Raw genomic sequence first — 22,981 nt, 5'->3', positions numbered from 1 at the left:
GCTTCACGGCATGGTCTGGACCAATTGACACTGATTATGTGTGAAGCCAGTAATCTTCTGCAATCGCGCGGTTCAGTTCCAGCATTTCGGACATCGCCTTTCGGGCGGCGTGATGATCACGGGCTGCGATGGCATCTGCGACGGCAATGTGACCTTCACGACTGACTTTTTCGTTGTCAGGGTTTACGACCCCGAATTCATATGACACCCGCAGCATGGTCAGGATGATCTGGCGCAACTGGCGCATGACGTTGTTTCTGGTCATATCAAGAAGGGTGACGTGAAACTGACAATCGGCCGCGAACAGGGTTTCCACATCCACATGCGCGGGATGAATGGCATGCGCTGCGGTCAACAGCGTCTGCACCTGTTCTTCGGTTCCCCGTTTGGCAGCAAGCGCAGCGGCGGCGGGTTCGATGACACTGCGCAATTCGGTTGTTTCCGCGAATATCTGTTTGATCCGGGGGTGCGATGGATCATGCCAGGAGACGACATCACCATCCAGAAAGTTCCATTCCTCGACCGGACGAACCCTTGTCCCATAGCGCCGCGCCGTGCGCACCAACCCCTTGCCGGACAGCACCTTTACCGCGTCGCGCACTGTGGCACGGCTGACCCCAAGGGAAGTTGCCAGTTCGTCTTCGTTGGGCATCACGTCATCGGGGGAATACACGTCATTGGTGATCCGCTGCCCCAGAATTTCAACAGATTGCTTGGCCACACCAGTGGGCAATGACGAGATGAATTCTGTTGGTATCTTCAGGCCGAGATGTCGTCGCGAGGGGCGTTCGATGATCGGGCGCATGTTGTCCACATCTCCAATTATTCTTTACATATGATCTAGAGTGAGTCATCCTACATCTTATGTAGCGCCACCCGGCCTGCACTGGCAACGCATTGGCATCAAAAAAATGACACCCGCCTGCGCCACCAGATCGAATGGAGGAGGAAACCATGAATATGAAAAGTGCAATCTGCGCTGCAGCGCTTGCTGCCGCCACCTTTGCGTTCGGTGCGTCCCATGCGGACGCGACCGAGATTAAATTCGGCATTGGCATCCCGGAGGGGGACTTTCCGGAATATAATGCCCTTGTCCGTTTCAAGGAATATGTCGAATTCAAAACCAATGGCGAATTGACCGTGCGGCTGTTCCCCAACAACCAGCTTGGTGGTGAACGCGAGATGATCGAGATGGTCCAGCAGGGCAGTCTGGAACTCAGCTTTCCTGCCGATGGCGCGATGAGCGGCTTTTATGCGCCGATGCAGGTCTGGTCGATTCCCTACTTGTTCGAATCTGCACCTGTGGCATGGCGTGTGCTGGAAAGCGAATTTGCCGAAAATATGAAAGACGATATTCTGGCACAAACCGGAATTCGTGCGCTGGCATTCTCGCAAAACGGCTTTCGGTCTTTCACCAACAACATCCGCCCCCTGATCAACCCCGAAGACATGAGCGGGCTTAAAATCCGCACCATGGAAAGCCCGGTTTACATGGAGCTGGTGAATTCTCTGGGCGCGACCGCCGTGCCGATCAGCGGGGCCGAAGTGGTGATGGCGCTGCGTCAGGGTGTGGTTGACGGTCAGGAAAACCCGCCAGCCGTGGTCTATGGTGGCGGCCATGGCGAGGTTCAGAAATACTATACACTGAACGAACACACCTTTGGGCTGCATGTCATTATTGCCAATGATGACTGGTTCAATTCGCTGGAGCCGGGCCATCAGCAGGTTATTCAGGACGCGGCCCTTCTGATGGCATGGACAGAGAACCTTCAGAAAACCGAAGGCGACTGGCGTTTCAGCCGCCAGCTGGCCGACGAACTGGGGATGGAAATTCACGTCTCCACGCCTGAAGAAAAGGCAGCCTTCAAGGAAATCACACAGCCCGCTGTGCTGGATTTCATCCGCAGCAATGTCGGCGACGATCTGGTCGATGAACTGATCGCAACAGTAGACGAGGCGAAAGCCGCACTCTACCGGAACTGATTGCTCCCCGCCCGTGGCCCTGCTGTGCGGCAAGGCCACGGGTGACACCCCACCATTCACCGAAATCATCGCGGCCCCCGCGGCTGGAACAATTGATGGGTCAGATATGACGCGTATTGCAACACACGCTGCCCGCGTGCTTGCCATAAGCACTGAAATCATCGCAGGTCTTTTGCTGATCACGGTGACGGTGCTGAACCTGACGCAGGTTGGCGGGCGCTATTTCTTCAGCACCGGCTTCAGCTGGACAGAGGAAGTGATGCGTTACTCAATGATCTGGCTGATGATGCTGGGCAGTGTCGCATGCATTTTCCGTCTCGAGCATATGGGGATCGAGGTGCTGGAAGGGCTGGTCAGGCCAAACTTGGTCCGGTTTGTCAAATCGGCGCTATATTCGGTCGCTGCGATTTTCTGTGTCGTGATCTTATACTACGGTCTCCCGCTGGCCTTGCGCAATGCGGCGCAAACGGCGCCCGCATCGGGCATTCCCATGATCATTCCTTATGCCGCCTTGCCTGTCGGCGCGGCCCTTATGCTGGTGCAGGTTGCCCTAAGCTGGCTTTCGGGCTTCGAGCCGGATGACTATGGCGCAGTCAATTCCAACACTCAGGGCACCGACACAAATGGAGCCAGCCAATGATCTGGGTCGCAATTCTGGGTCTTGGCCTGCTGTTTATTGGTATTCCTGTCGCATTTGCCATCGGGCTTGCAGGTATTCTTGGGGTCTGGCTGGCGGGTATCCCGCTGTCCGTGACTGCGACGCGGTTGTTTACCGGTGTGGACAGTTTCATTTTCCTTGCGGTGCCGTTTTATATTCTGGCCGCTGAAATCATGAGTCAGGGTGGCATCACCGCGCGGTTGATTTCCATCGCATCCGCAGCCACAAGCTGGCTGCGTGGCGGGACGGCCTATGCCAATATCGGCACGTCGGTTCTGTTTGCAGGAATATCCGGCTCGGCCGTGGCGGATGCTGCGGCACTGGGGCGGGTGTTTACAGAAGAAATGCCCAAAGAAGGCTATACCAAGGAATATGCCGCAGCCGTCACTGCGGCCTCTTCGATTGTGGGGCCAATCATTCCGCCATCGGGGCTGGCAATCATTATGGCAGCCGTCACCGGACTTTCGGTCATCGACCTGTTTCTGGCGGGTATACTGCCGGGCCTGTTGCTTGGCGGGGCTTGCGCCGCAGTTGTCGCAATTGATGCGTTTCGCAAGCGGGTGCCAAAACCGCGGCGTCTGGTCTTCAACAGTGACGGTGCTGGCCGCATGATCATCGAGGCCATCGCGGTTCTGACCCTGCCGGTCATCATCATCGGCGGAATGCTTGCCGGAATATACACCGCCACAGAAGGCGGCGGGGTTGCGGTTGCATATGCCATTTTCCTGTCCACGGTCGTGTTTCGCGTGATGGACCTGAAAGGGCTATGGAAGGCATTCTTGCGGGCGGCGCGCACATCGGCCACGATTTACCTGCTTGTTGCTGCGGCCACGATCCTGTCCTACGCACTAAATTTGCTGGGAATCGCATCATGGGTTGCATCAACCGCAAGTGTCTTTGAGCAAAGCCCGTTGCTGTTTCTGTTTGCAGTGGCCGCGTTGATGCTGCTGCTTGGCACCTTTCTGGATATTGGCGCGGCAATCCTGATCTTTGCACCCCTGCTGATGCCTGTGGTCTACCAGCTTGGCATAGACCCGATGCAGGCGGCCATGGTCATCATGCTGACCCTTGCAATGGGCCTTGTCACGCCCCCTGTCGGGGTTGTGCTGTTCGTGATGATGCGTGTGGGCCGTGTACGGATGTATCCGTTGATCCGCGCTTTGGTGCCATTTTTGCTGGCGCAACTGCTGGCCATCGGCCTTGTGTGCCTAATTCCGGGCATTTCCAGCTATCTGCCCGACCTGTTAAACTGACGCCCCGCAACACACGGGCATATCGCAATGCGAGAGGACTTCATGAAAATTACGGGCATCAGCACTGTGGTTGTAAACGCCATTCACCGGAACTGGATCTTTGTGAAGGTCCAGACCGACCAACCCGGCCTGCACGGCTGGGGCGAGGCGACGCTGGAATGGAAAACCCGCGCGGTGCTGGGCGCGGTTGATGATCTGGCGCAATTCGTCATTGGCGAGGACCCGCGCCGCATTGAACATATCTTCAGCAAGATGACGAAGTTCAGCTTCTGGCCGCTGGGGTCGATCGGTATGTCGGCGGTATCAGCCATTGATCAGGCATTGTGGGACATCAAGGCGAAAGATCTGGGGGTGCCGGTCTGGCAACTGCTGGGGGGACAGGTGCGTGACCGCGTCAGGGTCTATACCCATATGCGCCGCGCGCGCATCGGCGCGCAGGTTGGAACCGCTGACATTGGCGCATTCTGCGACGCGGTTCAGGAAACCGTTGAAATGGGCTACAACGCGGTCAAGCTGGGATTTGTGCCATATTCAGGGTATGAAGCACCGCTGCCCGACCTGCTTCATGTTGAAAAACTGGCACAGGCCGTGCGTGAAAGGGTTGGTCCCGAAGTGGCCATCATGACAGATTTTCACGGCAGGCCAGCATCACCCGAAGTGGCAAAAGCGTATATTGATGTTATCGCGCCAATCAGCCCGCTATTCATTGAAGAACCGATCCAGCCGGGTGATGCCCCTGCCATGGCCGCACTTTCCAAGCGCGTGAATTGCCCGCTGGCCACGGGCGAGCGGCTGTTCACCCCCCGCGAATTTGCGGAACTGGCCGAACACAGAGCTGTGGCGCATGTCCAGCCCGACCTTAGCCATTGCGGCGGCTTGACCGGCGGGCGCAAGATTGCGGCCATCGCCGAGGCCGGACAGATGGGCATTGCGCCACATAACCCTATGGGACCAGTGGCAGGTGCGGTGGCTTTGCATTTCGACGTTGCGACGCCTAATTTTGTCATTCAAGAAGAAGCGGTAGGTCTTGTGCCTTGGTTCGATGAGATTTTTTCGCATCCGATGCATCTTGTTGATGGATATTGGGATGTGCCGCAGGCTGTGGGATTCGGTGTCGAAATCAACGAGAAAGCCGCCGCGCGCCACCCATTCGAACCGGAAATCATTCCTGCACTGGAGGCACAGCTGGCTGATGGTACAATCGCGAACTGGTAACGAAAACCGGTTGCACGACATAGCGCGATGACGACACATTACCCTTTCTTTGGAGCAGATGTTTGATAATCATCTCTACTGACCGTTCGCGCAAATCAGCGACGGGCGGTGACGAATAAGCGGTGATCAATACATTCGACGCATTGCCGACCCCCTGCTGGGGGCAGTCTGACAACAATAGATGTTGGCTTCAGATAATCGCGGCGGCACCCAAAAAATTGGGCGTTTCTATAGTGAAACGCTTTTTCCACGGATTTGATCTATCCCAAGGTTTTATTTTGCAGGGCAGCTAGGATTGCCTGACCGCTGCACTGGCCAGTCATGGACAGAGCAGTTAGGTTTGCACAGCGCCAAGCAGGCTAAGGAGACAAGAGTGGACGCCAATTTCGCCTCGATCTTTTACGAAATCGCGATTCTGGTGCTGTTGGCGGCCGGGATGGGATTTGTAGGCTTGTTGCTGCGCCAACCTTTGGTTGTGGCGTTCATTGCTGTGGGCGTGCTGGCGGGACCTGATGCGCTGGGGCTGGTGTCCTCGACCGAGTTCATTGAAACCCTCAGCCAGATCTCAATCGCGGTGCTGCTGTTTCTGGTCGGGTTGAAGCTTGATGTCAGCCTGGTGCGCAATCTGGGCAAGGTGGCGGTGGCCACGGGCCTGGGGCAGGTTACTTTCACGGCGTTTTTCGGCTTTCTGATCTGTCTGGCCCTTGGTCTGGATCCGGTCACATCGCTGTATATCGCCATAGCGCTGACGTTTTCATCAACGATTATCATCGTCAAGCTGTTGTCCGACAAACAGGAAATCGGCGCGCTGCATGGCAAGATCGCGCTGGGTTTCCTGATTGTGCAGGATATTTTTGTGGTGCTGGCCATGGTCACGCTGTCGGCCATCGGGGTGGGCATGGGCGAAGATGCGGGCGGGCTGTGGGATGTCGCGCAGGTGTTTGTCGGCGGCGCGGTCATGGTGGGCGCGGTGGTTGTGTTCATCCGCTATGTGGCCAGCCCGCTGCTGGCGCAGATCGCGCGTTCGCCCGAATTGATGGTTATCTTTGCCGTGGGTTGGGCGGCCAGCCTTGCCGCATTGGGCGATGTGCTGGGCTTTGGCAAGGAATTGGGCGGGCTGCTGGCCGGTGTGTCGCTGGCCTCGACCGAATACCGCGAAGCGATTTCGTCGCGCCTTGCATCCTTGCGCGACTTTCTGTTGCTGTTTTTCTTCATCAACCTGGGCGCGTCGCTGCAACTGTCCACATTGGGCGACCAGATCGGCCCGGCGATTGTGTTGTCGTTGTTCGTGTTGATCGGCAACCCGCTGATCGTGTTGGCGATCATGGGCTATATGGGTTACCGCAGGCGCACGGGGTTTCTGGCCGGTCTGACGGTGGCGCAAATTTCCGAATTCTCGCTGATCTTTATGGCGATGGGCATCACCATCGGCCATGTGGGTCAACAGGCCATGGGGCTGGTCACGCTGGTGGGCCTCGTGACGATTGCGCTGTCGGTCTATATGATCACATGGTCGCACAAGCTGTTCGAGATTTGCGAGCCGTTCCTTGGCATATTCGAGCGCGCGCGCCCGCACCGCGAACAAGATGACACCCAAAGCGTGGATGATGCGCGCAATGTGGATTTCGTGATCTTTGGGCTTGGCCGCTATGGCTGCCGGATCGGCAGCAAACTGCATGACAAGGGCTACCGCGTGCTGGGCATAGATTTCGACCCCGAAGCGCTGGCGAACTGGCGGCGCATGGGGCTGGAGGCCAGCTATGGCGATGCGACCGACCCCGAATTTGTGGTGCATATGGACCTGACAGGCGTTCAGGCAGTGGTGTCCGCCGTGCCGCGCGACCGCGGCGCACTGACCGAAGCCGACCCGCAGCTTGCGCTGTTGCATGGCCTGAAGTCGGCCAATTACAACGGCAAGGTGTTTTTGTCAGTCCAGCAGGTGGCCGAGGCAGAAGATCTTCTGGGCAAAGGCGCGAGTGTGGTGCTCAAGCCATTCGATGATGCGGCGGATTATGCAGTCCGACAATTAACGCAGCCACCCCTGCAAGACGAGGCACTATGAAACCGCACGCTGTCACATTGTCAGGCGCAGCGGTATCGTTGCCTTCATGTTGACTATTGCCCATAAACATAGTGCCCAACAGCGGGGCAAAACCAGCTTTCATGCATCATCGCAATGCGAAACTTCTTGAGGATTCGCCCGCGCTACCGTCGTCCCGCAGATACAGCGGGGCGCGAACCTGCATCGACAGGTCGTGCTATATGACAAGCGCGCAGAAGAAATCGCGGCCCACAAGCCCTTTGGTGGCCCACCTGAAACGCCGCGCTTGTCGCGCAGAACCGGCCAGCGCTGAATTCCAAGGATTGCGCCATGTCATTGGCCTGGCGGGTCGAGATACGCGGCAATCAGCGCATCTTGATCAATGACCTCGCCTCAGGACAGATTGACGACAATGGATGTCGGCTTCAAGTCAGCGCTGCTGCACCTGTCGGACGAATCGCCAAACCGAAAGCTTCATCAAAAAGCTTGAGTCTGTCATAACGTAAGCGCAGGTTCACTGCTTCGCCTTCCCGTATCTGTGCCGAATACGGCATCAAGACCCGAATCTGTTGACCATCCAGTGTACCTTGGATCAAGGGTTCATCACCCATCATCTTTGTGATCCCAATTCGCATGGCAAGAGACTTGGTTGTGCCAGACGGCACAAGCTCGAACTCCTTGGGGCGATAACCGGCAATCAACTTTTGACCTTCAGAAACTAGGTGTGATTGCGACCGGTTTCATGGATTTTGTTGCGCTCACGCAAAAGCGGTTTATGGGCATTCCTTCCCTGAACTATGCAATGGTAGGGCGCTGGATTGGACATATTCCGAATAGGCGGATCATCCATCGACCCATTGGACAAAGCTCGCCCATCCCACATGAAGCGGTGCTGGGATGGGCAGCTCATTACCTCATAGGTGTCGTGTTCGCGGCCATTCCTCTGCTTTTCTCCGGGCCAGAATGGGCGCAGGCCTTGCGGCAAGAAAAACGCCAAAACCTTGGTCGGCGCGATTGCGGAGTGTGTCAGCGCATGTTGCGTTCGGCATTCGCTTGTGGCTGGGCGCATGGCTCTGGGTGGCGGTGGGAGGGAGCTAATAGAGACCGAGGTATCTAGCGGCCCCGTTCCCCCTGCCATTTCGAAATCCCATGACAGGATGCCGAGGTGTCAGGTCAAGACTGCATCCCCCGCCCCAACTGGCGGATGAGTTCGCCTGCTGGCAGATGGCGGGCGCGACCGGCGCCTGCAACTGTGGCTTTGCACCTATTGCCCCTGCGGCAAGGTTGCCAAAATCGCCTCACGCTCCGCGCGGGACTTTGACAGGCGGTCACGGCTGGCGGCCAGTATCTCGGGGCGGGCGCTCTGTGGCGTTCCTGACGCGAATGGCGGCGCAGGGTCGTATTCCAGCCCAAGCTGCACGATTTCTGCTGCATCACGTCCGAACAGATCGGCGATGATTTCAAGGCCGAAGTCGATGCCCGACGTCACGCCCCCCGCCGTCACAATCGCCCCGTCGCGCACGATCCGGCCAGTGGTCGGAATGGCATCGAAATGATCCAGCAGATCCACCGCATTCCAGTGTGACGTTGCGCGTTTGCCAGCAAGCAGGCCCGCCGCGCCCAGAACCAGTGATCCGGTGCAGACAGACGTCACAAGGCGGCAGGACCGGGCGGCATTGCGCACGAATTGCAGGACAACATCGTCGGTCAGCAGCGGGTTCACACCGCCCCCGCCGGGAATGCAGATCAGATCAAGGGCGGGGCAGGTCTCGAATGTCACTGTCGGGGTAATCCAGAACCCGCTGGAGGACCTTAAAGGGGCGGTGTCTTTCCAGGTCAGACTTACAGTAACTCCCGGGACAGCGGCAAAGACCTCATATGGTCCGCCAAGATCAAGCTGCTGGATGCCGGGGAAGACGAGGAAACCGATATGCGTGGGCGCGCTCCGCTGATGATTGACGTGATCATATTGCACGGCCCATATTGGCCGGGTCGCCAATTTTACCTCGGATCACGCCAAAATGGCCCTTTCAATCGACATTCTTGCCTTTGAGGGCTGTCAGGTTCTGGACGTGACCGGCCCGTTACAGGTCTTTGCCACGGCCAATGATCTGGCAGCGCTTGACGGGCGCCCCACCCCGTATCGCGCGCGCGTCATCGCGCCAGCACCGATGATCACAACATCGTCCGGGCTGTCTATATCCGCCGCGCCGCTCAGCGCTGTTGATGTGCCGCCCGATACCTTGATCGTCGCCGGAGGGCAGGGGACAGAAGCGGCTTGTCGGGACGCAGCCTTGATCAAGGAAATCCGCACCCGCGCCGCCGTGGTGCGCAGGCTTGCATCCGTTTGTAGCGGTGCCTTCCTGCTGGCAACCGCAGGCCTGCTTGATGGGCGGCGCGCGGCGACGCATTGGCAGCGGGGTCCGGAGTTCAGCGCGCGGTTTCCGCAGGTGCGGCTTGATCTGGAACCCATATTCATCCGCGATGGCGCCATCTGGACATCGGCGGGCGTGACCGCCGGGATCGATCTTTGTCTGGCTCTGGTGGAGGACGATCTGGGGCATGCCACGGCGCTGGCCGTTGCGCGCCAGCTTGTTGTCTTCCTCAAGCGTCCGGGGGATCAGGCGCAGTTCAGCGCGCCGCTGGAGCGTCAGTCGCAATCCGGTCCCTTTGCCGCGCTGCATGGCTGGATGGCGGGAAATCTGCACCGTCCCCTGACGCTGGAGATACTGGCCGAACGTGCCGGTATGAGCACGCGCAGCTTTTCGCGGCATTACCGGCGGATCACGGGCCAGACCCCGCAGGCCGCCATCAAGGCCATGCGCTGCGACCTCGCGCGCGATCTGCTGGACAGGCGGCTGTCGGTTTCGGAGGTTGCGCGCCGGTCCGGCATCGGCAGCCCGGAGACATTGCGGCGCGCTTTCCTCAATGCATACGGGCAGACGCCGCTTGCCTATCAAAGGCAATTCGCATCGAACCGCACAGGATGATCCAAAACCTGGCTTTTTGTCGATGACCTTCGCGATCAGGATGAATGGCCGTTAGGGGGTTCCTCTTGGAAATGTTGGCGCATATGCAGGTTGTCCTGAGTGTCGAGGAGGTGGCTGACTTGATGGCTGCCGTGCCCGGTCCCGGGCTCAAATATCGCGCAGCTCTTGGTATCAGTTACGGTGCCGGGCTGCGTGCATCCGAAGTCTGCAACCTCAAGGTCAAGGATATCGACAGCGATCGGATGCTGATCCATGTCGATGATGGCAAGGGCGGTCGGGATCGCAAAGCGATGCTGTCGCCGAGCCTGCTGGATCTGTTGCGCGACTATTGGCGCGAGTCCCGCCCAGAGGGGTGGTTGTTCCCCGGCAAGCCAAAGATCAGCCCGCTGTCGCCCCGACAACTGAACCGGGCATTCACCTCGGCCAAACAATGAGCCATTGTGCGCCATTGGTTCAAGAACAATGGCGAATGCAGATATCCAGAAGGCTGCAACGCTGCACACATTGCGGCACAGCTTCGCCACGCATCTGCTGGAAGCGGACACGGACGTGCGCGTGATCCAGGTGCTGCTTGGCCACTCCAAACTGACGACCACTGCCCGGTATGCCCATGTTGCAACAAAGACCATCCGCAGCACAGTGAGCCCTTTCGAGCAGATGAAGCTGTTGCAAGACGAGACCTTGCGACGAGGGTTGGAATAGCGCCAAGGGCCGGTGCCCCGGCCCAAGCTGGAGATCGCTGACATATTCCATGCCCATGGCCCTGCGTGGCGACAGGCCAATGCGGGGCATATCAGCCTGTCCCAGTTGAAAGTAATGTCAGCGATTGAAGCCTGCCGGAGTTTGAGCGTAAAGCAATCGATCCGGGGGATCATTTGTAGCGAAAACACGCTCGGCGGGCATGTGGCGGGGTGCGCAAAGTGTGGTCATCATCACATCGCCTACAACTCCTGCAAAAACAGGCACTGCCCCAAATGTCAGGGTCCAGCTGCGCGCGACTGGATGGCGGCGCGCGCCGAGGACCTGTTGCCGGTCAAGTATTTCCACGTCGTCTTCACGATGCAAGCCGCGATTGCGTAGATCGCTTACTGGAACAAAAAGGCGGTCTATGGCCTTCTGTTCAAAGGTGAGCCAATGGAACGCCACTGGTCCGAGAGATATTGGCGAACGCCGAAACGGTGATGACGATTGCGGCAGACCCCAAGCGCATGGGGGCGCGAGTAGGCATAACCAGCGTCCTTCACACCTGGGGATCGGCGCTGACCCACCACCGGCTGCCCACGGCAGACCCGGTCACGACAGGCGGCACCCGTCCGTCTTCGGCGCGAAATATGATAGCTCTCACGCCAAATCGCTCAGCGTTTCCGGGATCATCAAGCGCGTTTGTCCCCGTTTCAGGCATCATGCGATCCGTCAGCCGCCCCCCTGACACAGCCGTCGCCCCAACCGTCTGCGCATTTTTCCATAGGGTGATCCAAGACCCCCGCGGCTTCCTCCTTCCGAGGTTTGTCAACGTGGGCCGCCAGCTCTTGGACGCCAATGTCGTGCCGCGGCCCACATCGAAAAACCTTCAGGGAAGTGGCATGTCCGTGCCTCGTGCGGCAAATCCCGTTTCGAGCCCATTTTGACCGATGCTGCGGCATGGACGAATGGCAGCGTTGGCGGCAATTTCTGCCGATTGCCATCTTTCAACAGGCTGGTTACCTTTGATCAATTCGTAGGCAGATAGAGGGATTGGGCATGGAAATCAGAGACGCAGTTGTCGAGGACGTCAAGCAGATGAGTACATTTCTCAAAGAACTGACAGCCTCTGGTAAGCGCACCAGCCCTGATGATGAGTCTTTTGTTCGCGCTTACTATATTGAGGACTCCGGCAAGATCCGGTGTTCTGTCGCTGTGGACGAAGGCGTTATACTGGGTTTCCAGTCGCTCAAGTTAGCTGAACCTGACAATAAGTGGGGTGTTGAACCAGGATGGGGCATCATCGGCACTCACATAAGACCTTCGGCCGCGCGCCGTGGGGTGGGACGCGCGCTCTTTGAAGAAAGTCGCCTTGCCGCTGAAAACGCGGGTATCGGTAACATCGACGCATCGATTGCAGCGACCAATCCTGAAGCACTGGCATATTACGAGGCTATGGGATTCCGAACCTACCGGACCCCGGATGGACTAATCTGCAAGCGTTTCGCTGTTGCGAAGCAGAGTTCCTGAACTTATATTTTCTGGAAACGCCGCGCGCCAATTTAGCACAAGCAGACGTTACAACAGAAAGTTTGAACTACCGCTACGTCTAAGGTTTGTCGCTGTTGCAGCTCACCCTGACAGCAGCCACAAACCTCAGACTTTCCGGCAGTTCGTCACAGAAGCTTCACTTGTGCAATTCCTGCCTCATGGTTAGAGAGTCATCATGATGGACCCCAACACGACATTTCTCTCGAGCCATAAAGACGGCCTCGGTATGAACGGCGCCGGGTAAACCAGTCGCCGCCCGGCGTCGCGAGGTCTCGACTGCGACGACCACTATTATGAATATCCACCCCTGCTTCAACATCAGGCCTCGCAGCATGCTTTTGTATGTGTGTGAAGCAGGTTCGGAAAGGACCGCGCCAAGAGCGTTGGCCATGCAATGATGATCGACCCATGAATGACACACGCACTCTTCTTCGCTCCTATGACCAGGCCGAAATTGAAGATCTGCGCCGATTGGAGCGCGCAGCGCATCGGCGCTACCTGTCACTGAAAGAATACGAAAAATTTGCAGCAGCCCCGGCAATCAATCCTGAACGTTTCAGGACCGGGACGACAAAAGTCGCTGAGTTCGATGGGCACCGAGCAGGCTACATCATCGTGCAGCCGCTTGATGACATGCTCTATATTGCGAGTCTTATGGTCGATGACGGGATGTCAGGAAAAGGTATCGGGCAGCGATTGCTTGAATGGGCAGAGGCCTATGCTTCTGCTTCTGGCGCTTCGGGAACATGTCTGGCCACCTTCCGGGTGCCGCGATGGAATGCCCCTTGGTATAGGAAGCTTGGATATACAGAAATGCCTGCGGCAAGGATTGGGCCTAACCTGCAAGTCATCCTTGATCGCCATGCGACGTTCCTGGACATGAAAACCCGGGTCGCGATGTGGAAGCCGACAGGCGCTAAACTTGAATGACGGCAAAGGACTCTTCGCGGCGGTCGCCATGGACAAAACTCAGGTGTTTCTGTCCCACTAATTCTGTCCAGAGGGTTCTGACCTGTCGCTTCTATAGCAGCGGCCGCAAAGCCATTTACGCTCCCAAAATCAGCAGAAGAATGCGGAACACCTGACGGAATATGTCTGGGCTGATGCGCTTGCGAAGACGCTGCCCCGCCCACATGCCTGCAAGAGCCGGAGCCAGTGCCAGCAGGGAAAGCCCTAAACTTCCGGTCGTGAATGCGCCCTGCGCGCCGAGCCCGATTGCCAACGCGAGGGTAGAGGCAGTGAAGGAAAGGCCAAGGGCCTGCACCAGATCATCGCGGGACAGGTTGAGCGCCTGAAGATAAGGCACAGCGGGGAAAGCCAGGATTCAAGACGTGCAGGCACCTGGAGTTGCCGCGCAAAGAGGGTGTAGCTCGCATAAATCACCAGTGCCCCGCCAAGCGCGGCAGTCGTCAGTTCGGTATCGCCGCTGACCAGCCAGGATGCGCCCATGAAAGTGCCAGCACAGATCGCCAGCATCATTGGCCAAAGCCTGCGGATCAGCGCCCAGACATCCGGTCCCGCCAGCAGTTGCCACAGGTTGGTGACGAAGGATGGCACAATCAGAAGGTTCGCGGCGGTCAGGGGTGAGATCAGTGCACCCAGCAGCCCCATCGCCACGCTCGGAAGCCCCATGCCTGTGACACCTTTGACGATACCGGCTAGCAGGAAGGTCGCACAGGTCAGCGTGAACAATGCCGGGTCACTCATGCGGCGCGGCCAGTGTAATCGCATTCCAGATCAAACATCCATGGCCCTTTCAACGTGAATGCTGCGGCTGTCGGCGGGGGCCTGCGCGCGGGCGTTCATGCCATAGTCGCGCTGAACTACCGCAATCCGCAGGCGATAATCGCTGAAGACGCGACTGCGCCCCGCCGCCTGCACCTCGCGATGCGCGTTCATGTTCCGCCACTGCGCGATAGCTGCCTCATCGCGCCAGAAGGAGAGCGACAGGACTTTGCCGGGTGTGGTCAGGCTCTCGAACCGCTCGATTGAGATAAAGCCGTCGATCTCGTCAAGCGGGGGGCGCAGATCTGCCGCAAGCGCCAGATATTCCGCTTGTTTGCCTGCTGCCGGTTCCGCCTCGAAGATCACCGCGATCATGGGCGCGCTCCATTTGAACCTGTTCCGTGCGGGGCTGATGCCAGTTTGACGAACAGGCGGTCTTCGCGTCGGATAAACCCCTCGCGCCGGGCGAATTCGTGGTTCTGGCGGCCCAACGGGTCGGCGGCAAGGCGGGCGCGGTATGCCTCGTAATCTGCCAGCGAGGGCAGGGAATAGATGCCGTAAGCGGTGCTGGCCGATCCTTCATGCGGGGCGAAATAGCCGATCAGGTCAGCGCCACAGCGTGGGATGCACTGGCCCCAGTTGCGGGCATATTCGGCAAACAGCTCTCGCCGGTTGGGGTCGATGTCATAGGTGATAACGCAGGTGATCATGGGGATGCCTTTTTGCTTGGGCCTTCCGGATAACAGCTTGGCGCAGGTCAATGGTTCGGCTATCACCGAACTATGAGAGAAGGTCCCGACATCGCCCGCATTGCCGCCCTGGTCGCCGATCCCGCGCGCAGTGCGATGTTGCTGGCGCTGATGGACGGGCGCGCCCTGACAGCGACGGAACTGGCGGGGGTCGGCGGGATTACAAAACAGACGGCAAGCGGCCATCTGGCAAAGCTGGTCGATGGTGAGGTGCTATGTGTCGAAGCGCAGGGCCGCCACCGCTATTTCCGTCTGGCGGGGCCGCATGTCGCGGCATTGTTGGAGGCGCTGATGGTGTTTTCCAGCGATGCTGCGCCACCCCTGCGCACTGGCCCGAAGGAACCTGCGCTGCGCAAGGCGCGCATCTGCTATGACCATCTGGCCGGGGAGATGGGTGTCCTGCTGTTTGACCATGCGCGCGAAAATGGCTGGTTGGCGGATGACCTGACCCTGTCCGATCCGGGCTGGGCGAAGCTTGCTGAAATCGCTGTGTCGCCCGATGATCTGCGCGCCAGCAACCGCCCCCTTTGCCGCACCTGTCTGGATTGGAGCCAGCGGCGGCATCATCTGGCCGGGCAGGTCGGCAAGGCGGTGCTGGATCGCCTGTTCGCCCTGTCATGGGCGCGCAGGGTGCCATCATCGCGCGTCATCCGTTTCAGCCCGGAGGGTGAGAGGCGATTTCGGGCGTGGCTAAAATAACCGAACCTCGCCTTGCTCCGGGTATAGCTGCCGGTCCCGAAACCAACCGGCAAGTTCGCCCGCGTCATTGAGGACCGAGCAAGGCTTTTGCTGATTCTGGTCAACCGAAAACCTTCAATGCGCGACCACGGAGCGATCGATCACAGGTCGGCCTGACAGCGGAAACCAATCAAAAGCCGGTCAACGATATCGTTCAGCGGCAGCGTCCCGTCCAGCCGGACCACATACGGCGCGCGCGTAATCAGCCATTCCTTCTGGCTGAGACGGTTCTGCCCCGGAAATGTCGGATCGTCATACTGCCGCGCCCACCAGTAGGCCGCCATGTGCAGCGCATGCAGATCGCCATCTGGCGCTATCCTGTCCCCAAAACGTTCCCGGTCACGCTTCAGAAGCCGTTGCAGTCTGACCGGCGTTGGAGCGGTCACAAATCCAATCAGGTCAACGGCCACAAGCAGCGCGTCCCCCCACCCCTCGACCGGACCGGTCAGAACCCATTGGTCCACAGGCAATGATCGGCGAATGCGGTCGATGCATATTGCCTGATCGCGTGGGAAGGACTCATCCAGACGGTCCCAGCCGAAATCGTCTACGTCGACATGGGTAAGGTTGCGCCGTTGCGCGAGACGTCGGCCCAGGCTTGTGACGCCCGCGCCGCTTGCGTCGTGGATGGCGATGCATCCGCAGGTCGATCTGGAGATCAGGGAACGCCAGAGCACGGAAATCGCGAGAGCAGTTTCCGCCGGGCTGGCCGAGATCGGCGTTCTTTCGCAGGCGGCCGCCACCGGTGATCTGCAAACCCGTCCTTTTGCCATCGACCGGCTGGTCGTGGTCGCCGCGCATGATGACGAACTGGCGAAGCGCACACATGTCGCCTTTGCCGATATTCTTGCCCGACAGTTCATCGGCCTGATGGGAAGCGCCTTGCAGGATCACCTTGATGCGCAGGCAGCCAGTCTTGGAGCAAGGTTGAAGATGCGCGTGCGGATGCGCTCGTTCGAAGGCATCTGCCGCATGGCGGCAGCGGGTGTCGGCGTAGGCATCGTTCCCGAAACCGCACTCTCCCACCTGCCCGGATCGATAGATATCGCATCAGTGCGTCTGGTCGATGTGTGGGCGACCCGCAGGCTGGCTATCTGCATCCATGGCGAAGAAGACCTGACGCCTCCGGCGCGAAATCTGTTCGCGTATCTGACGTCGACAGCGCGGATATGAGGACTGGAATTTAGGCAACGGAGAGCAAAGAACCACCAATGCGCGGCACCATGATGTCCGGTGCTTGCTTCTACACGACCCGATCCCACGCGCGGACGCGTTCTTGCGTCGGATCGAGCACTGCCACGCGCATCAATGCGCACGAAAACGACGGTAGTTGAGGTCCGCTATGGTTAAGGTTTCCGATGCCGCGCGGCGCGTGAACGGCGGCTTCTGTGATCTCGCATCAAGCCACCTGCGTGATGGTAAACCTCATATCCCGTTTATCGCAAGACCCGCGTAGACGATGACGCCAACAAACATCGTCGCAATGACATGGTTGGTTAGGACTGCCGCCCCTAACGCCACGGCCGCAGCAATCGACGTCTGCACAGGCTGACCCGCCAGTGATGCCGCAACCAGACAGACGACAATCAAGCCGGGAAGTTCGTCCAACACCCATGCATGACGCGATGCGCGGATACGCCCGCCTGCGATCAATCCGACAACACGAATTGAGAACGCGGCAAGGGCGAGGACGCCGATAACAGCCCAGTGCGCGCCGGTCATGCATCCACCCTTTCAGTTCGACGGCGGATGACCAGAAACACCAGTCCGCACAATGTTCCGACGACGATCGCATACGCTTTGGGCAAGCCCAGCGATACGACAGCGACGGTCGCAGCGGCGGCAACGACCCAAGGCAGCATTTGCGAGCGTCCGCGCCAAAGCCCCCGTGCCATAGCAATAAACGCCGCCGTGAAAGCGAACCCCAGACCGAAGCTTTCAAGATCGGGCAGCACTGCACCAACCACGGCTCCGGCGGTGGTCGAAACTGTCCAGACACTGATCATCACAAAGCCCGACCCCAGCAGGAACTGCGCGCCAATGTCAGGGGATTTTGCGCGTTCCGCCATCGTCAGCGCCCAGTTTTCGTCACCTGTGATGTGGATCGCCAGAAGTCTGGCTCGCAACGACAGCCCTGCCAGCACGTCCGACAGGGACGCAACAATGCCGATATACCGCAAGTTCAGTGCCGCCCCCGCCAGGGCCGCGCCGAACACGGTTTGCGTCGAGGCAAACTGCTCCACCGCGACGATCTGCGAAGATCCGGCATGGACCGAGGCACTCATCAGCCCGATTCCCCACCATGGGAAGCCGACCTGCGCCGCAAGCAGACCGAAAGCGAAGCCGTAGACAGCAGCGCCGAGCGCGAGAGGGAGGATAGCAAAGGCACCATGTTTCATACCGGATTTAATAGATCATGGACTTGATGTGATATACATTCCATATTGCGTTCAAATGATAGAATTACATCATGATTTCGCAATAACAGGGATGACATCGATCATGGATACAACAGACCGTAAACTTCTCAACCATCTTCAGAAGAATGCCAGGACCCCCGTTCAGGCGCTTGCAGAGGCCACCGGCATTTCGACAGCTTCCGTCCAGCGACGCATGCGAATGTTGCGCGAAGCGGGTGTGATCAAACGCGAAGTGGCCATCCTTGATCCGAAACCCTTGGGACTGGGCATCACCGCCATCGTGGCGGTAGAGCTGGAGCGCGACCGGCTTGATCAGATCGACGCATTCAAGCGCAAAGCGCGTGAAGACCGGCAAGTGACCCATTTCTATTGCATCGCGGGCGAATCCGACTTCATCCTTGTCGTGATGGCAGACGATATCGCAGGTTACGAGGCCTTCACACATCGGTTCTTCTTTGCCGACAAAAACGTCCGGAAGTTCCGCACGTCCATCGTGGTTTCAACCGAAAAGGCAACATCAGAATTGCCGATCTGATGGCGGCCAGCGGCGCGCCACAGCGCGACGTTTCATGCCCAAGTTGACCAGCTTATCCGTCGCACGGAAAGACCGTTTTCGATGAGGGCTTCGCTAGCGCTGTGGTTGGAAGTCCTTCGTCGCGAGCAATGCTGCGGCGGCAATCATGAGGCTACCACAGACCTTATTGATCAGGCCGAATGAAAACTGTTTCAGGGCAGAGGCTGCCCGAATACCCAGCCAGCCCCACAGCAGCAGGATAGCCCCGTCAACCAAGATGTAGGTCACCCCAAGAATAAAGAGCTGGGGCGCAACGGGCGATGCCGGATCAATGAATTGCGGGAACAATGCGCCAAAGAACACGACAGCAAACGGGTTCGCCATCGACGTGATGAAGCCCTGTCGGAAAAGCCGGAACGCCCCGCCTGAGGCATTTGCCTCGATGTTGGAAGTATGATCTTTCGACAGAATCAAGCGTATGCCGAGCCAGACCAGATACGCGACACCAAGCCATTTTACCCAGATGAAGGCACTTGCAGAGGCTGCAATGATCGCAGCAAGGCCGAATGCGGCCGCTGTCATTTGAAGGCAGTTCGCGCTCAGATCACCCGCAATGGTGTAAACACTGCGGCGCAACCCGTGGCGGATACTGTTGGAAATCACAAGCAGCTGGCTGGTGTCAGGGGGTGTCGCGAAGAACACAGCAACTGCCGCCAAGTAAATGAGATAGGTTTCCATCGGCATATGACTTCTGCCCTTTTCTGCCTTTTCTTGGGGGCCTTGGGAAACCATCATCAGATTAACCCGGGACCATGACAAGCAAACATTCGAAGTTCAGCGGGTTATGGCCACTATCTGCTTCAGCAGACACTGACCCGCCAGAAATGCTGCGGCAAGCATGAACGGCGGTATCCGCGTAGCCGCGCCGCAGCGCGTCAACGAGATCGACGGGCAGCAGTGGGCCGACCGCCCGAACCGAGGACGATAAAAGCGCTATGCTGCGCGGCGGCTCGTCGGCTCAAACCCTTAGCTGCCGCACATCAATGCTTCCATCGGCTGCCATTCCAGTAGCGGCCTACGACCCTGAACGTCGAACTCGAACGAACACCCGCCACCACCAGATCCTTGGTCGAAACGTCGATCAATTCTAATGCCCGACAAGGCGCAGAACAGCAGGGTGCCGACACCGCCGTGCCCAACGAAAAGAATATCGCCCTTTTGCGGGCCCGCGAGACAGGCATCAACTTCGGTCACGATGCGACGTTGCGCATCTTCCGCCGTCTCCCACCCGCGCACGCTTTTGGCGGGCTCCGCAAAGAATTGATCCGCGACCGCCTCGAATTCATCAGGAGGCAAAAATCCCGTCGCGCTGCGATCATTCTCATGCATCCGGGGCCGGACCTCAGCATCCAGCATCTGTTCCGCCAGCAGCTTCTTCAACTTTGCATTCTCATCCTCGAGCGCCTTTAACCGTTTGGCATCCTAAACGGTCATCCCGCCAAACTTCGCCTTCCAGGCAGAAAAGGTGCCTTCCGACATCCCTTGCTAACGGCACAGATCAGCGCACTTCGCGCCGTTCGGTGTGGCCCTCGAACCAGTGGCGGGCTCACGCCTCACCATGCTCGGTTAGAACACTGATGATCTGCTCTTCTGTGTATCTCGTTCGCTTCATTGTCCGTCCCTTTACTGGGTAAGACCCTAATTCCAAATGGTGGAAAAATCCCGGGGCAGGTCAAAGTTCAGTGGCAGGTCAACTTGCCCCGCGTGCTTCCACAGTGCGGACACGGCTTGGACGCAGCGGAAAGCCCCACGGTTACGGGGCGCAAGTATTTGATAAGTATTGGATAAATGGTTGCGGGGACAGGATTTGAACACTGTTTTCCGAAGATAACACGGCATCGAGGCCAGCCGAAAAATCCCGCGCTCGACCACATGCATTAACTCTAGCGTCATATCCAATATAGGATAGTTCGTAGAAATCACGTCTTTGATAAAGCGCGCGATGTCTGACATCATCGGGCCCCACCCCGCCTCGTACCAGCCACAGGACCCGTCTGCGAATGTCACCTGAAAATGCCCGTATTTATACATATCATCGGCGATTTCATTGGTTAGGCGCAGCCCCATGCCCAGCACTTCTACCGGGGGGGCATCCGTGATCTGACACATTACATCCACATAATGCACCCCGCAATCAACCAAAGAAGAGGCGGATCGCATCAGCGCCTTATGGGTAGCCCATGCAGGCCCGACCGACCGCTGGTTCAGGTTCAGGCGGAACACATACGGGCCGCCGAATGCGCGGACGGCTGCGATCAGCGCGACCCATGTCGGGTGATGACACAGGATATGGACGACCATCAGTTTGCGCCCTGTCTGCCGCGCGGCCTGGGCCACTGCGTAGCAATCGGCAATGTTGGTGGCCAATGGTTTTTCGACAAACACATGCGCGCCCGCGTTCAGCGCAGCTATCGCCAGCGCTGCATGACTGTCAGCATAGGTCGCGATCGCCACCATATCGGGTTCCAACCGCGCCAGTGCCGCGTCGAAATCACGTTCGACAGTCAGATGCGCCAGCGCCTGTGGCAACGCCATATCCGACCGGTTGATCAGCCCCCGATCTGAAAGCCGTCCAGCGCGGCATAGGCCAGCGCGTGGCGTTGGCCCATGGCCCCCAGCCCGACGACAAGCACCTGGATCATGCCGCGCGTCGCTGGTTGCCGGGGCGGCATGGACGGGCCGCGTTGTGGTGTTTGTGACCATGTGCCATTCATGCCATTCCTTGTTCTGACGCGCCCAGTGCCCACTTCAGGCCCGCGACCAGTGCCGTATCCGTGTGTTTTGTGGTGACCGCGCAAAACCCCAGTTCATGCAGACGGCCCCCGGTGGCGGCGTCATTCCGTGCCCCGCGCGCCGACGCGTGGATTTCGCGCGCACCGGTTTTCCGCAGGATGCGCGCGGTGTTTTGGGCAGTGACCCCGCTGCCGGGCATTATGGACACGCCTTGCGGTGCAGCGCGCACCATGGCTGCGATATCTGCCATGCCTTGTTGCGCTTGCGGCTGGCCGCCCGATGTCAGGATCCTCTCGAACCCAAGCGATGCGGCCTGACGGGGAACATCGCGGCGGTCCGGCAACAGGTCAACCACACGGTGCAATGTCCGGCCCAGCCCGTCTGCGGCTGCGCAAAGCCGCGACAAACCCGCTATATCCAGCCCGCTTTCATCCCCGCAGCCCAGCACGACGCCTGCAAACCCCAATTCGCGGACCAGCGTGATTTCGGCGCACATGAAATCCAGCTCGCGCGCGGTGTAGATAAAGCTGCCTGCGCGGGGGCGGATCATGCAGTAAATCGGAATGGGTGCAGACTGCGCTGCATAGAGCAAGGATGGCGCAGGGCTAAGCCCGCCTACATCCAGCGCTGCGCACAGCTCTATCCGGTCGGCCCCGCCTTTGATTGCTGCGTCCAATCCGTCCAGTGTATCAACACATATTTCCAGTGTTGCTGTCATGGGCGACCTTCGCTGATCTGGCGGGCCAATAGCGCGGCGCCGATCAATCCGGCATCTGCGCCCAGCAAGCTGGGCACCAGAAGTGCCTGATCGGTTTCATTCAGAATGCGTGCGCGGACGGCCTGATCCAGCTTGGCCACCAACGCGGGTTCGGATGATAAACCGCCGCCAACGGGCACAATGGACGCGCCGGTCACATTCAGTGCCAGCGACAGGGGTTCGGACAGCATTTCTGCCCAGACATCAATGGTTTGCGACGCGGCAGCCGCGCCACCTTTCCAGCCTGTGACGATCTGGGCCGTGGTCTGGGACGGATGGCCCAGAAGCTTGTGCAGACGTTCAATGCCGCGCGCGCCCCCGAAAGTGTCGGCGCAGCCATGCTGGCCGCAGCCGCACCGCATCCGCTCCAGCGGCCTGTTCAGCACATGGGGGTGGTGGCTGGCAATTGGTCCATGCCCCCATTCCCCCGCAACCCCCCCCGAGCCGCGCACCGCGCGCCCGTCAATCACCAGCCCGCCACCGATACCGGTGCCGATAACTGCCCCCAGCACAGTGACATGCCCGACGCCCGCGCCGCGCGTGGCCTCGGCCAGGGCAAATGCGTCTGCGTCATTGACCAGCACAACCTGACGGCCCAGCTTTTCCGATAGCGCGGCCGCTGGTGCAATGTTGTTGAGGCAGGGAATATTGGCCGCACGCATCACGCCGGTTGCAGGGTTCAACAATCCGGCCGTGGCAATTGCAAGCCGCGATCCGTTTCCTGCGTCCTGCCGCAGTTCTGCAACCAGATCCGACAGCGTTTGTATAAACTGATCCAGATCGTCAACTGGCGTCGACCGCCGCAGGACGGGGCCGTGCAATGCGCCGCAGTCATCCACGCGCGACATGCGTATGTAGCTGCCGCCTATATCCGCCGCGAGGGCGTTGATTTTTTCCACGTTACAAACTCGCA

The 22,981-nt window shown here is 58.8% G+C and carries 26 protein-coding genes and 5 pseudogenes; 15 read left to right on the top strand and 16 right to left on the bottom strand.

From position 1 onward, the window contains the following. Window positions 1-34 precede the first annotated feature (34 nt). A complete protein-coding gene (locus tag P8S53_RS05455) occupies window positions 35-805 on the bottom strand; it encodes a FadR/GntR family transcriptional regulator (RefSeq protein WP_277806134.1) in 771 nt (256 codons plus the stop codon). 149 nt (window positions 806-954) lie between these two features. Here P8S53_RS05455 and P8S53_RS05450 point away from each other — a divergent pair, with 149 nt between their 5' ends. The 5 genes from P8S53_RS05450 to P8S53_RS05430 all read left to right on the top strand — a co-directional run bounded on the left by P8S53_RS05450 (window position 955) and on the right by P8S53_RS05430 (window position 7,171). Then, entirely contained in the window at window positions 955-1,983 is a 1,029-nt protein-coding gene (locus P8S53_RS05450; RefSeq protein ID WP_277806133.1) for a TRAP transporter substrate-binding protein, read from the top strand. A gap of 106 nt (window positions 1,984-2,089) precedes the next feature. After that, window positions 2,090-2,623, top strand: coding sequence for a TRAP transporter small permease (locus tag P8S53_RS05445; protein WP_277806132.1), 534 nt, complete (start codon window positions 2,090-2,092; stop codon window positions 2,621-2,623). After that, window positions 2,620-3,894, top strand: a complete 1,275-nt coding sequence (locus P8S53_RS05440; RefSeq protein ID WP_277806131.1) for a TRAP transporter large permease — start codon at window positions 2,620-2,622, stop codon at window positions 3,892-3,894. The genes P8S53_RS05445 and P8S53_RS05440 overlap by 4 nt, the downstream gene beginning before the upstream one ends. Window positions 3,895-3,936: 42 nt before the next feature. Then, complete coding sequence (gene dgoD / locus P8S53_RS05435; RefSeq protein ID WP_277806130.1) at window positions 3,937-5,109, top strand: galactonate dehydratase; 1,173 nt, start codon at window positions 3,937-3,939, stop codon at window positions 5,107-5,109. A gap of 373 nt (window positions 5,110-5,482) precedes the next feature. Continuing rightward, window positions 5,483-7,171: a cation:proton antiporter gene (locus P8S53_RS05430; protein ID WP_277806129.1), complete on the top strand. Its 1,689-nt coding sequence runs from the start codon at window positions 5,483-5,485 to the stop codon at window positions 7,169-7,171. A 404-nt stretch (window positions 7,172-7,575) separates the two neighbouring features. On the opposite strand, the gene P8S53_RS05425 is transcribed toward P8S53_RS05430, so the two are convergent. After that, a complete protein-coding gene (locus tag P8S53_RS05425) occupies window positions 7,576-7,851 on the bottom strand; it encodes a hypothetical protein (protein ID WP_277806128.1) in 276 nt (91 codons plus the stop codon). Between the two features lie 74 nt (window positions 7,852-7,925). On the opposite strand from P8S53_RS05425, the pseudogene P8S53_RS21420 reads away from it, so the two are divergent. Then, window positions 7,926-8,153, top strand: a pseudogene (locus tag P8S53_RS21420) (DUF2938 family protein); the annotation flags it as partial. After that, window positions 8,114-8,248 (top strand): DUF2938 family protein, encoded by a 135-nt coding sequence (locus tag P8S53_RS21415; RefSeq protein WP_373418516.1) that lies wholly within the window; start codon window positions 8,114-8,116, stop codon window positions 8,246-8,248. The pseudogene P8S53_RS21420 and the gene P8S53_RS21415, both read left to right, overlap by 40 nt. A 166-nt stretch (window positions 8,249-8,414) precedes the next feature. Here the strand turns inward: P8S53_RS21415 and P8S53_RS05415 are convergent, their stop codons facing one another. Beyond that, window positions 8,415-9,125, bottom strand: a complete 711-nt coding sequence (locus P8S53_RS05415; RefSeq protein ID WP_277806127.1) for a DJ-1/PfpI family protein — start codon at window positions 9,123-9,125, stop codon at window positions 8,415-8,417. A 46-nt stretch (window positions 9,126-9,171) separates the two neighbouring features. Here P8S53_RS05415 and P8S53_RS05410 point away from each other — a divergent pair, with 46 nt between their 5' ends. The 5 genes and pseudogenes from P8S53_RS05410 to P8S53_RS05390 all read left to right on the top strand — a co-directional run bounded on the left by P8S53_RS05410 (window position 9,172) and on the right by P8S53_RS05390 (window position 13,302). After that, window positions 9,172-10,140 (top strand): GlxA family transcriptional regulator, encoded by a 969-nt coding sequence (locus tag P8S53_RS05410; RefSeq protein ID WP_277806076.1) that lies wholly within the window; start codon window positions 9,172-9,174, stop codon window positions 10,138-10,140. Window positions 10,141-10,223: 83 nt separating this feature from the next. Next, a pseudogene (locus P8S53_RS21295) lies at window positions 10,224-10,842 on the top strand (tyrosine-type recombinase/integrase); the annotation flags it as partial. Window positions 10,843-10,854: 12 nt separating this feature from the next. Continuing rightward, a pseudogene (locus tag P8S53_RS21290) lies at window positions 10,855-11,489 on the top strand (transposase zinc-binding domain-containing protein); the annotation flags it as partial. Window positions 11,490-11,880: 391 nt separating this feature from the next. Beyond that, complete coding sequence (locus P8S53_RS05395) at window positions 11,881-12,351, top strand: GNAT family N-acetyltransferase (protein WP_277806125.1); 471 nt, start codon at window positions 11,881-11,883, stop codon at window positions 12,349-12,351. Window positions 12,352-12,780: 429 nt separating this feature from the next. Continuing rightward, complete coding sequence (locus P8S53_RS05390; RefSeq protein ID WP_277806124.1) at window positions 12,781-13,302, top strand: GNAT family N-acetyltransferase; 522 nt, start codon at window positions 12,781-12,783, stop codon at window positions 13,300-13,302. 115 nt (window positions 13,303-13,417) lie between these two features. On the opposite strand, the gene P8S53_RS21410 is transcribed toward P8S53_RS05390, so the two are convergent. From P8S53_RS21410 to P8S53_RS05375, 4 genes are read right to left on the bottom strand one after another with little or no spacing between them, the layout of a single operon-like run. Then, window positions 13,418-13,636, bottom strand: coding sequence for a TSUP family transporter (locus tag P8S53_RS21410; protein ID WP_373418510.1), 219 nt, complete (start codon window positions 13,634-13,636; stop codon window positions 13,418-13,420). After that, a complete protein-coding gene (locus P8S53_RS05385; RefSeq protein WP_277806123.1) occupies window positions 13,546-14,079 on the bottom strand; it encodes a sulfite exporter TauE/SafE family protein in 534 nt (177 codons plus the stop codon). The genes P8S53_RS21410 and P8S53_RS05385 overlap by 91 nt, the downstream gene beginning before the upstream one ends. 30 nt (window positions 14,080-14,109) lie before the next feature. Continuing rightward, window positions 14,110-14,472 carry an antibiotic biosynthesis monooxygenase gene (locus tag P8S53_RS05380; protein WP_277806122.1) on the bottom strand — a complete coding sequence of 121 codons (363 nt, stop codon included), beginning with the start codon at window positions 14,470-14,472 and terminating at the stop codon, window positions 14,110-14,112. Beyond that, window positions 14,469-14,807 (bottom strand): NIPSNAP family protein, encoded by a 339-nt coding sequence (locus P8S53_RS05375; RefSeq protein ID WP_277806121.1) that lies wholly within the window; start codon window positions 14,805-14,807, stop codon window positions 14,469-14,471. Before P8S53_RS05375 ends, P8S53_RS05380 begins: the two co-directional genes overlap by 4 nt. 72 nt (window positions 14,808-14,879) lie before the next feature. On the opposite strand from P8S53_RS05375, the gene P8S53_RS05370 reads away from it, so the two are divergent. Then, window positions 14,880-15,545 (top strand): helix-turn-helix transcriptional regulator, encoded by a 666-nt coding sequence (locus P8S53_RS05370; RefSeq protein WP_277806120.1) that lies wholly within the window; start codon window positions 14,880-14,882, stop codon window positions 15,543-15,545. A 140-nt stretch (window positions 15,546-15,685) separates the two neighbouring features. Here the strand turns inward: P8S53_RS05370 and P8S53_RS05365 are convergent, their stop codons facing one another. After that, window positions 15,686-16,048 carry a hypothetical protein gene (locus tag P8S53_RS05365; protein ID WP_277806119.1) on the bottom strand — a complete coding sequence of 121 codons (363 nt, stop codon included), beginning with the start codon at window positions 16,046-16,048 and terminating at the stop codon, window positions 15,686-15,688. Between the two features lie 136 nt (window positions 16,049-16,184). Between P8S53_RS05365 and P8S53_RS05360 the strand changes: the two genes are divergently transcribed. After that, window positions 16,185-16,757 carry a LysR substrate-binding domain-containing protein gene (locus tag P8S53_RS05360; RefSeq protein ID WP_277806118.1) on the top strand — a complete coding sequence of 191 codons (573 nt, stop codon included), beginning with the start codon at window positions 16,185-16,187 and terminating at the stop codon, window positions 16,755-16,757. Window positions 16,758-17,009: 252 nt separating this feature from the next. Here P8S53_RS05360 and P8S53_RS05355 read toward each other — a convergent pair whose 3' ends face one another. Further along, a complete protein-coding gene (locus tag P8S53_RS05355; protein WP_277806117.1) occupies window positions 17,010-17,306 on the bottom strand; it encodes an AzlD domain-containing protein in 297 nt (98 codons plus the stop codon). After that, on the bottom strand, window positions 17,303-17,983 hold the full coding sequence (locus P8S53_RS05350; protein WP_277806116.1) for an AzlC family ABC transporter permease: 681 nt from the start codon (window positions 17,981-17,983) through the stop codon (window positions 17,303-17,305). Before P8S53_RS05350 ends, P8S53_RS05355 begins: the two co-directional genes overlap by 4 nt. A 103-nt stretch (window positions 17,984-18,086) precedes the next feature. Here P8S53_RS05350 and P8S53_RS05345 point away from each other — a divergent pair, with 103 nt between their 5' ends. After that, entirely contained in the window at window positions 18,087-18,539 is a 453-nt protein-coding gene (locus P8S53_RS05345) for an Lrp/AsnC family transcriptional regulator (protein ID WP_277806115.1), read from the top strand. Window positions 18,540-18,632: 93 nt separating this feature from the next. Here P8S53_RS05345 and P8S53_RS05340 read toward each other — a convergent pair whose 3' ends face one another. From P8S53_RS05340 to P8S53_RS05315, 6 genes and pseudogenes are all read right to left on the bottom strand, one after another. Then, on the bottom strand, window positions 18,633-19,313 hold the full coding sequence (locus tag P8S53_RS05340; protein ID WP_277806114.1) for a LysE family translocator: 681 nt from the start codon (window positions 19,311-19,313) through the stop codon (window positions 18,633-18,635). A gap of 231 nt (window positions 19,314-19,544) precedes the next feature. Continuing rightward, window positions 19,545-19,907, bottom strand: a complete 363-nt coding sequence (locus tag P8S53_RS05335; RefSeq protein WP_277806685.1) for a histidine phosphatase family protein — start codon at window positions 19,905-19,907, stop codon at window positions 19,545-19,547. Between the two features lie 18 nt (window positions 19,908-19,925). Further along, window positions 19,926-20,190, bottom strand: a pseudogene (locus tag P8S53_RS05330) (transposase); the annotation flags it as partial. Window positions 20,191-20,486: 296 nt separating this feature from the next. After that, window positions 20,487-21,220 (bottom strand): annotated as a pseudogene (locus P8S53_RS05325) (Gfo/Idh/MocA family protein); the annotation flags it as partial. Window positions 21,221-21,288: 68 nt separating this feature from the next. Further along, window positions 21,289-22,029: a copper homeostasis protein CutC gene (locus tag P8S53_RS05320; protein ID WP_277806112.1), complete on the bottom strand. Its 741-nt coding sequence runs from the start codon at window positions 22,027-22,029 to the stop codon at window positions 21,289-21,291. Beyond that, window positions 22,026-22,967 (bottom strand): ROK family protein, encoded by a 942-nt coding sequence (locus P8S53_RS05315; RefSeq protein ID WP_277806111.1) that lies wholly within the window; start codon window positions 22,965-22,967, stop codon window positions 22,026-22,028. The genes P8S53_RS05320 and P8S53_RS05315 overlap by 4 nt, the downstream gene beginning before the upstream one ends. Between the last annotated feature and the right edge of the window lie 14 nt (window positions 22,968-22,981).

It is taken from the genome of Roseinatronobacter sp. S2, assembly GCF_029581395.1.
Taxonomy (GTDB): Bacteria; Pseudomonadota; Alphaproteobacteria; order Rhodobacterales; family Rhodobacteraceae; genus Roseinatronobacter.
Note: the sequence above shows the minus strand (reverse complement) of the source record. Positions and strands in the feature narration are given on the sequence as shown.

What these genes read in the sequence shown, in the direction of transcription:
- P8S53_RS21415 (WP_373418516.1), top strand. Translation starts at nt 8,114, where the DNA reads ATGGGCGCAGGCCTTGCGGCAAGAAAAACGCCAAAACCTTGGTCGGCG.
- P8S53_RS05350 (WP_277806116.1), bottom strand. Translation starts at nt 17,983, where the DNA reads ATGAAACATGGTGCCTTTGCTATCCTCCCTCTCGCGCTCGGCGCTGCT.
- P8S53_RS05370 (WP_277806120.1), top strand. Translation starts at nt 14,880, where the DNA reads ATGAGAGAAGGTCCCGACATCGCCCGCATTGCCGCCCTGGTCGCCGAT.
- P8S53_RS05345 (WP_277806115.1), top strand. Translation starts at nt 18,087, where the DNA reads ATGGATACAACAGACCGTAAACTTCTCAACCATCTTCAGAAGAATGCC.
- P8S53_RS05450 (WP_277806133.1), top strand. Translation starts at nt 955, where the DNA reads ATGAATATGAAAAGTGCAATCTGCGCTGCAGCGCTTGCTGCCGCCACC.
- P8S53_RS05355 (WP_277806117.1), bottom strand. Translation starts at nt 17,306, where the DNA reads ATGACCGGCGCGCACTGGGCTGTTATCGGCGTCCTCGCCCTTGCCGCG.
- dgoD (WP_277806130.1), top strand. Translation starts at nt 3,937, where the DNA reads ATGAAAATTACGGGCATCAGCACTGTGGTTGTAAACGCCATTCACCGG.
- P8S53_RS05380 (WP_277806122.1), bottom strand. Translation starts at nt 14,472, where the DNA reads ATGATCGCGGTGATCTTCGAGGCGGAACCGGCAGCAGGCAAACAAGCG.
- P8S53_RS05440 (WP_277806131.1), top strand. Translation starts at nt 2,620, where the DNA reads ATGATCTGGGTCGCAATTCTGGGTCTTGGCCTGCTGTTTATTGGTATT.
- P8S53_RS05385 (WP_277806123.1), bottom strand. Translation starts at nt 14,079, where the DNA reads ATGAGTGACCCGGCATTGTTCACGCTGACCTGTGCGACCTTCCTGCTA.
- P8S53_RS05375 (WP_277806121.1), bottom strand. Translation starts at nt 14,807, where the DNA reads ATGATCACCTGCGTTATCACCTATGACATCGACCCCAACCGGCGAGAG.
- P8S53_RS05395 (WP_277806125.1), top strand. Translation starts at nt 11,881, where the DNA reads ATGGAAATCAGAGACGCAGTTGTCGAGGACGTCAAGCAGATGAGTACA.
- P8S53_RS05335 (WP_277806685.1), bottom strand. Translation starts at nt 19,907, where the DNA reads ATGCATGAGAATGATCGCAGCGCGACGGGATTTTTGCCTCCTGATGAA.
- P8S53_RS05320 (WP_277806112.1), bottom strand. Translation starts at nt 22,029, where the DNA reads ATGACAGCAACACTGGAAATATGTGTTGATACACTGGACGGATTGGAC.
- P8S53_RS05445 (WP_277806132.1), top strand. Translation starts at nt 2,090, where the DNA reads ATGACGCGTATTGCAACACACGCTGCCCGCGTGCTTGCCATAAGCACT.
- P8S53_RS05455 (WP_277806134.1), bottom strand. Translation starts at nt 805, where the DNA reads ATGCGCCCGATCATCGAACGCCCCTCGCGACGACATCTCGGCCTGAAG.
- P8S53_RS05410 (WP_277806076.1), top strand. Translation starts at nt 9,172, where the DNA reads ATGGCCCTTTCAATCGACATTCTTGCCTTTGAGGGCTGTCAGGTTCTG.
- P8S53_RS05390 (WP_277806124.1), top strand. Translation starts at nt 12,781, where the DNA reads ATGAATGACACACGCACTCTTCTTCGCTCCTATGACCAGGCCGAAATT.
- P8S53_RS05340 (WP_277806114.1), bottom strand. Translation starts at nt 19,313, where the DNA reads ATGATGGTTTCCCAAGGCCCCCAAGAAAAGGCAGAAAAGGGCAGAAGT.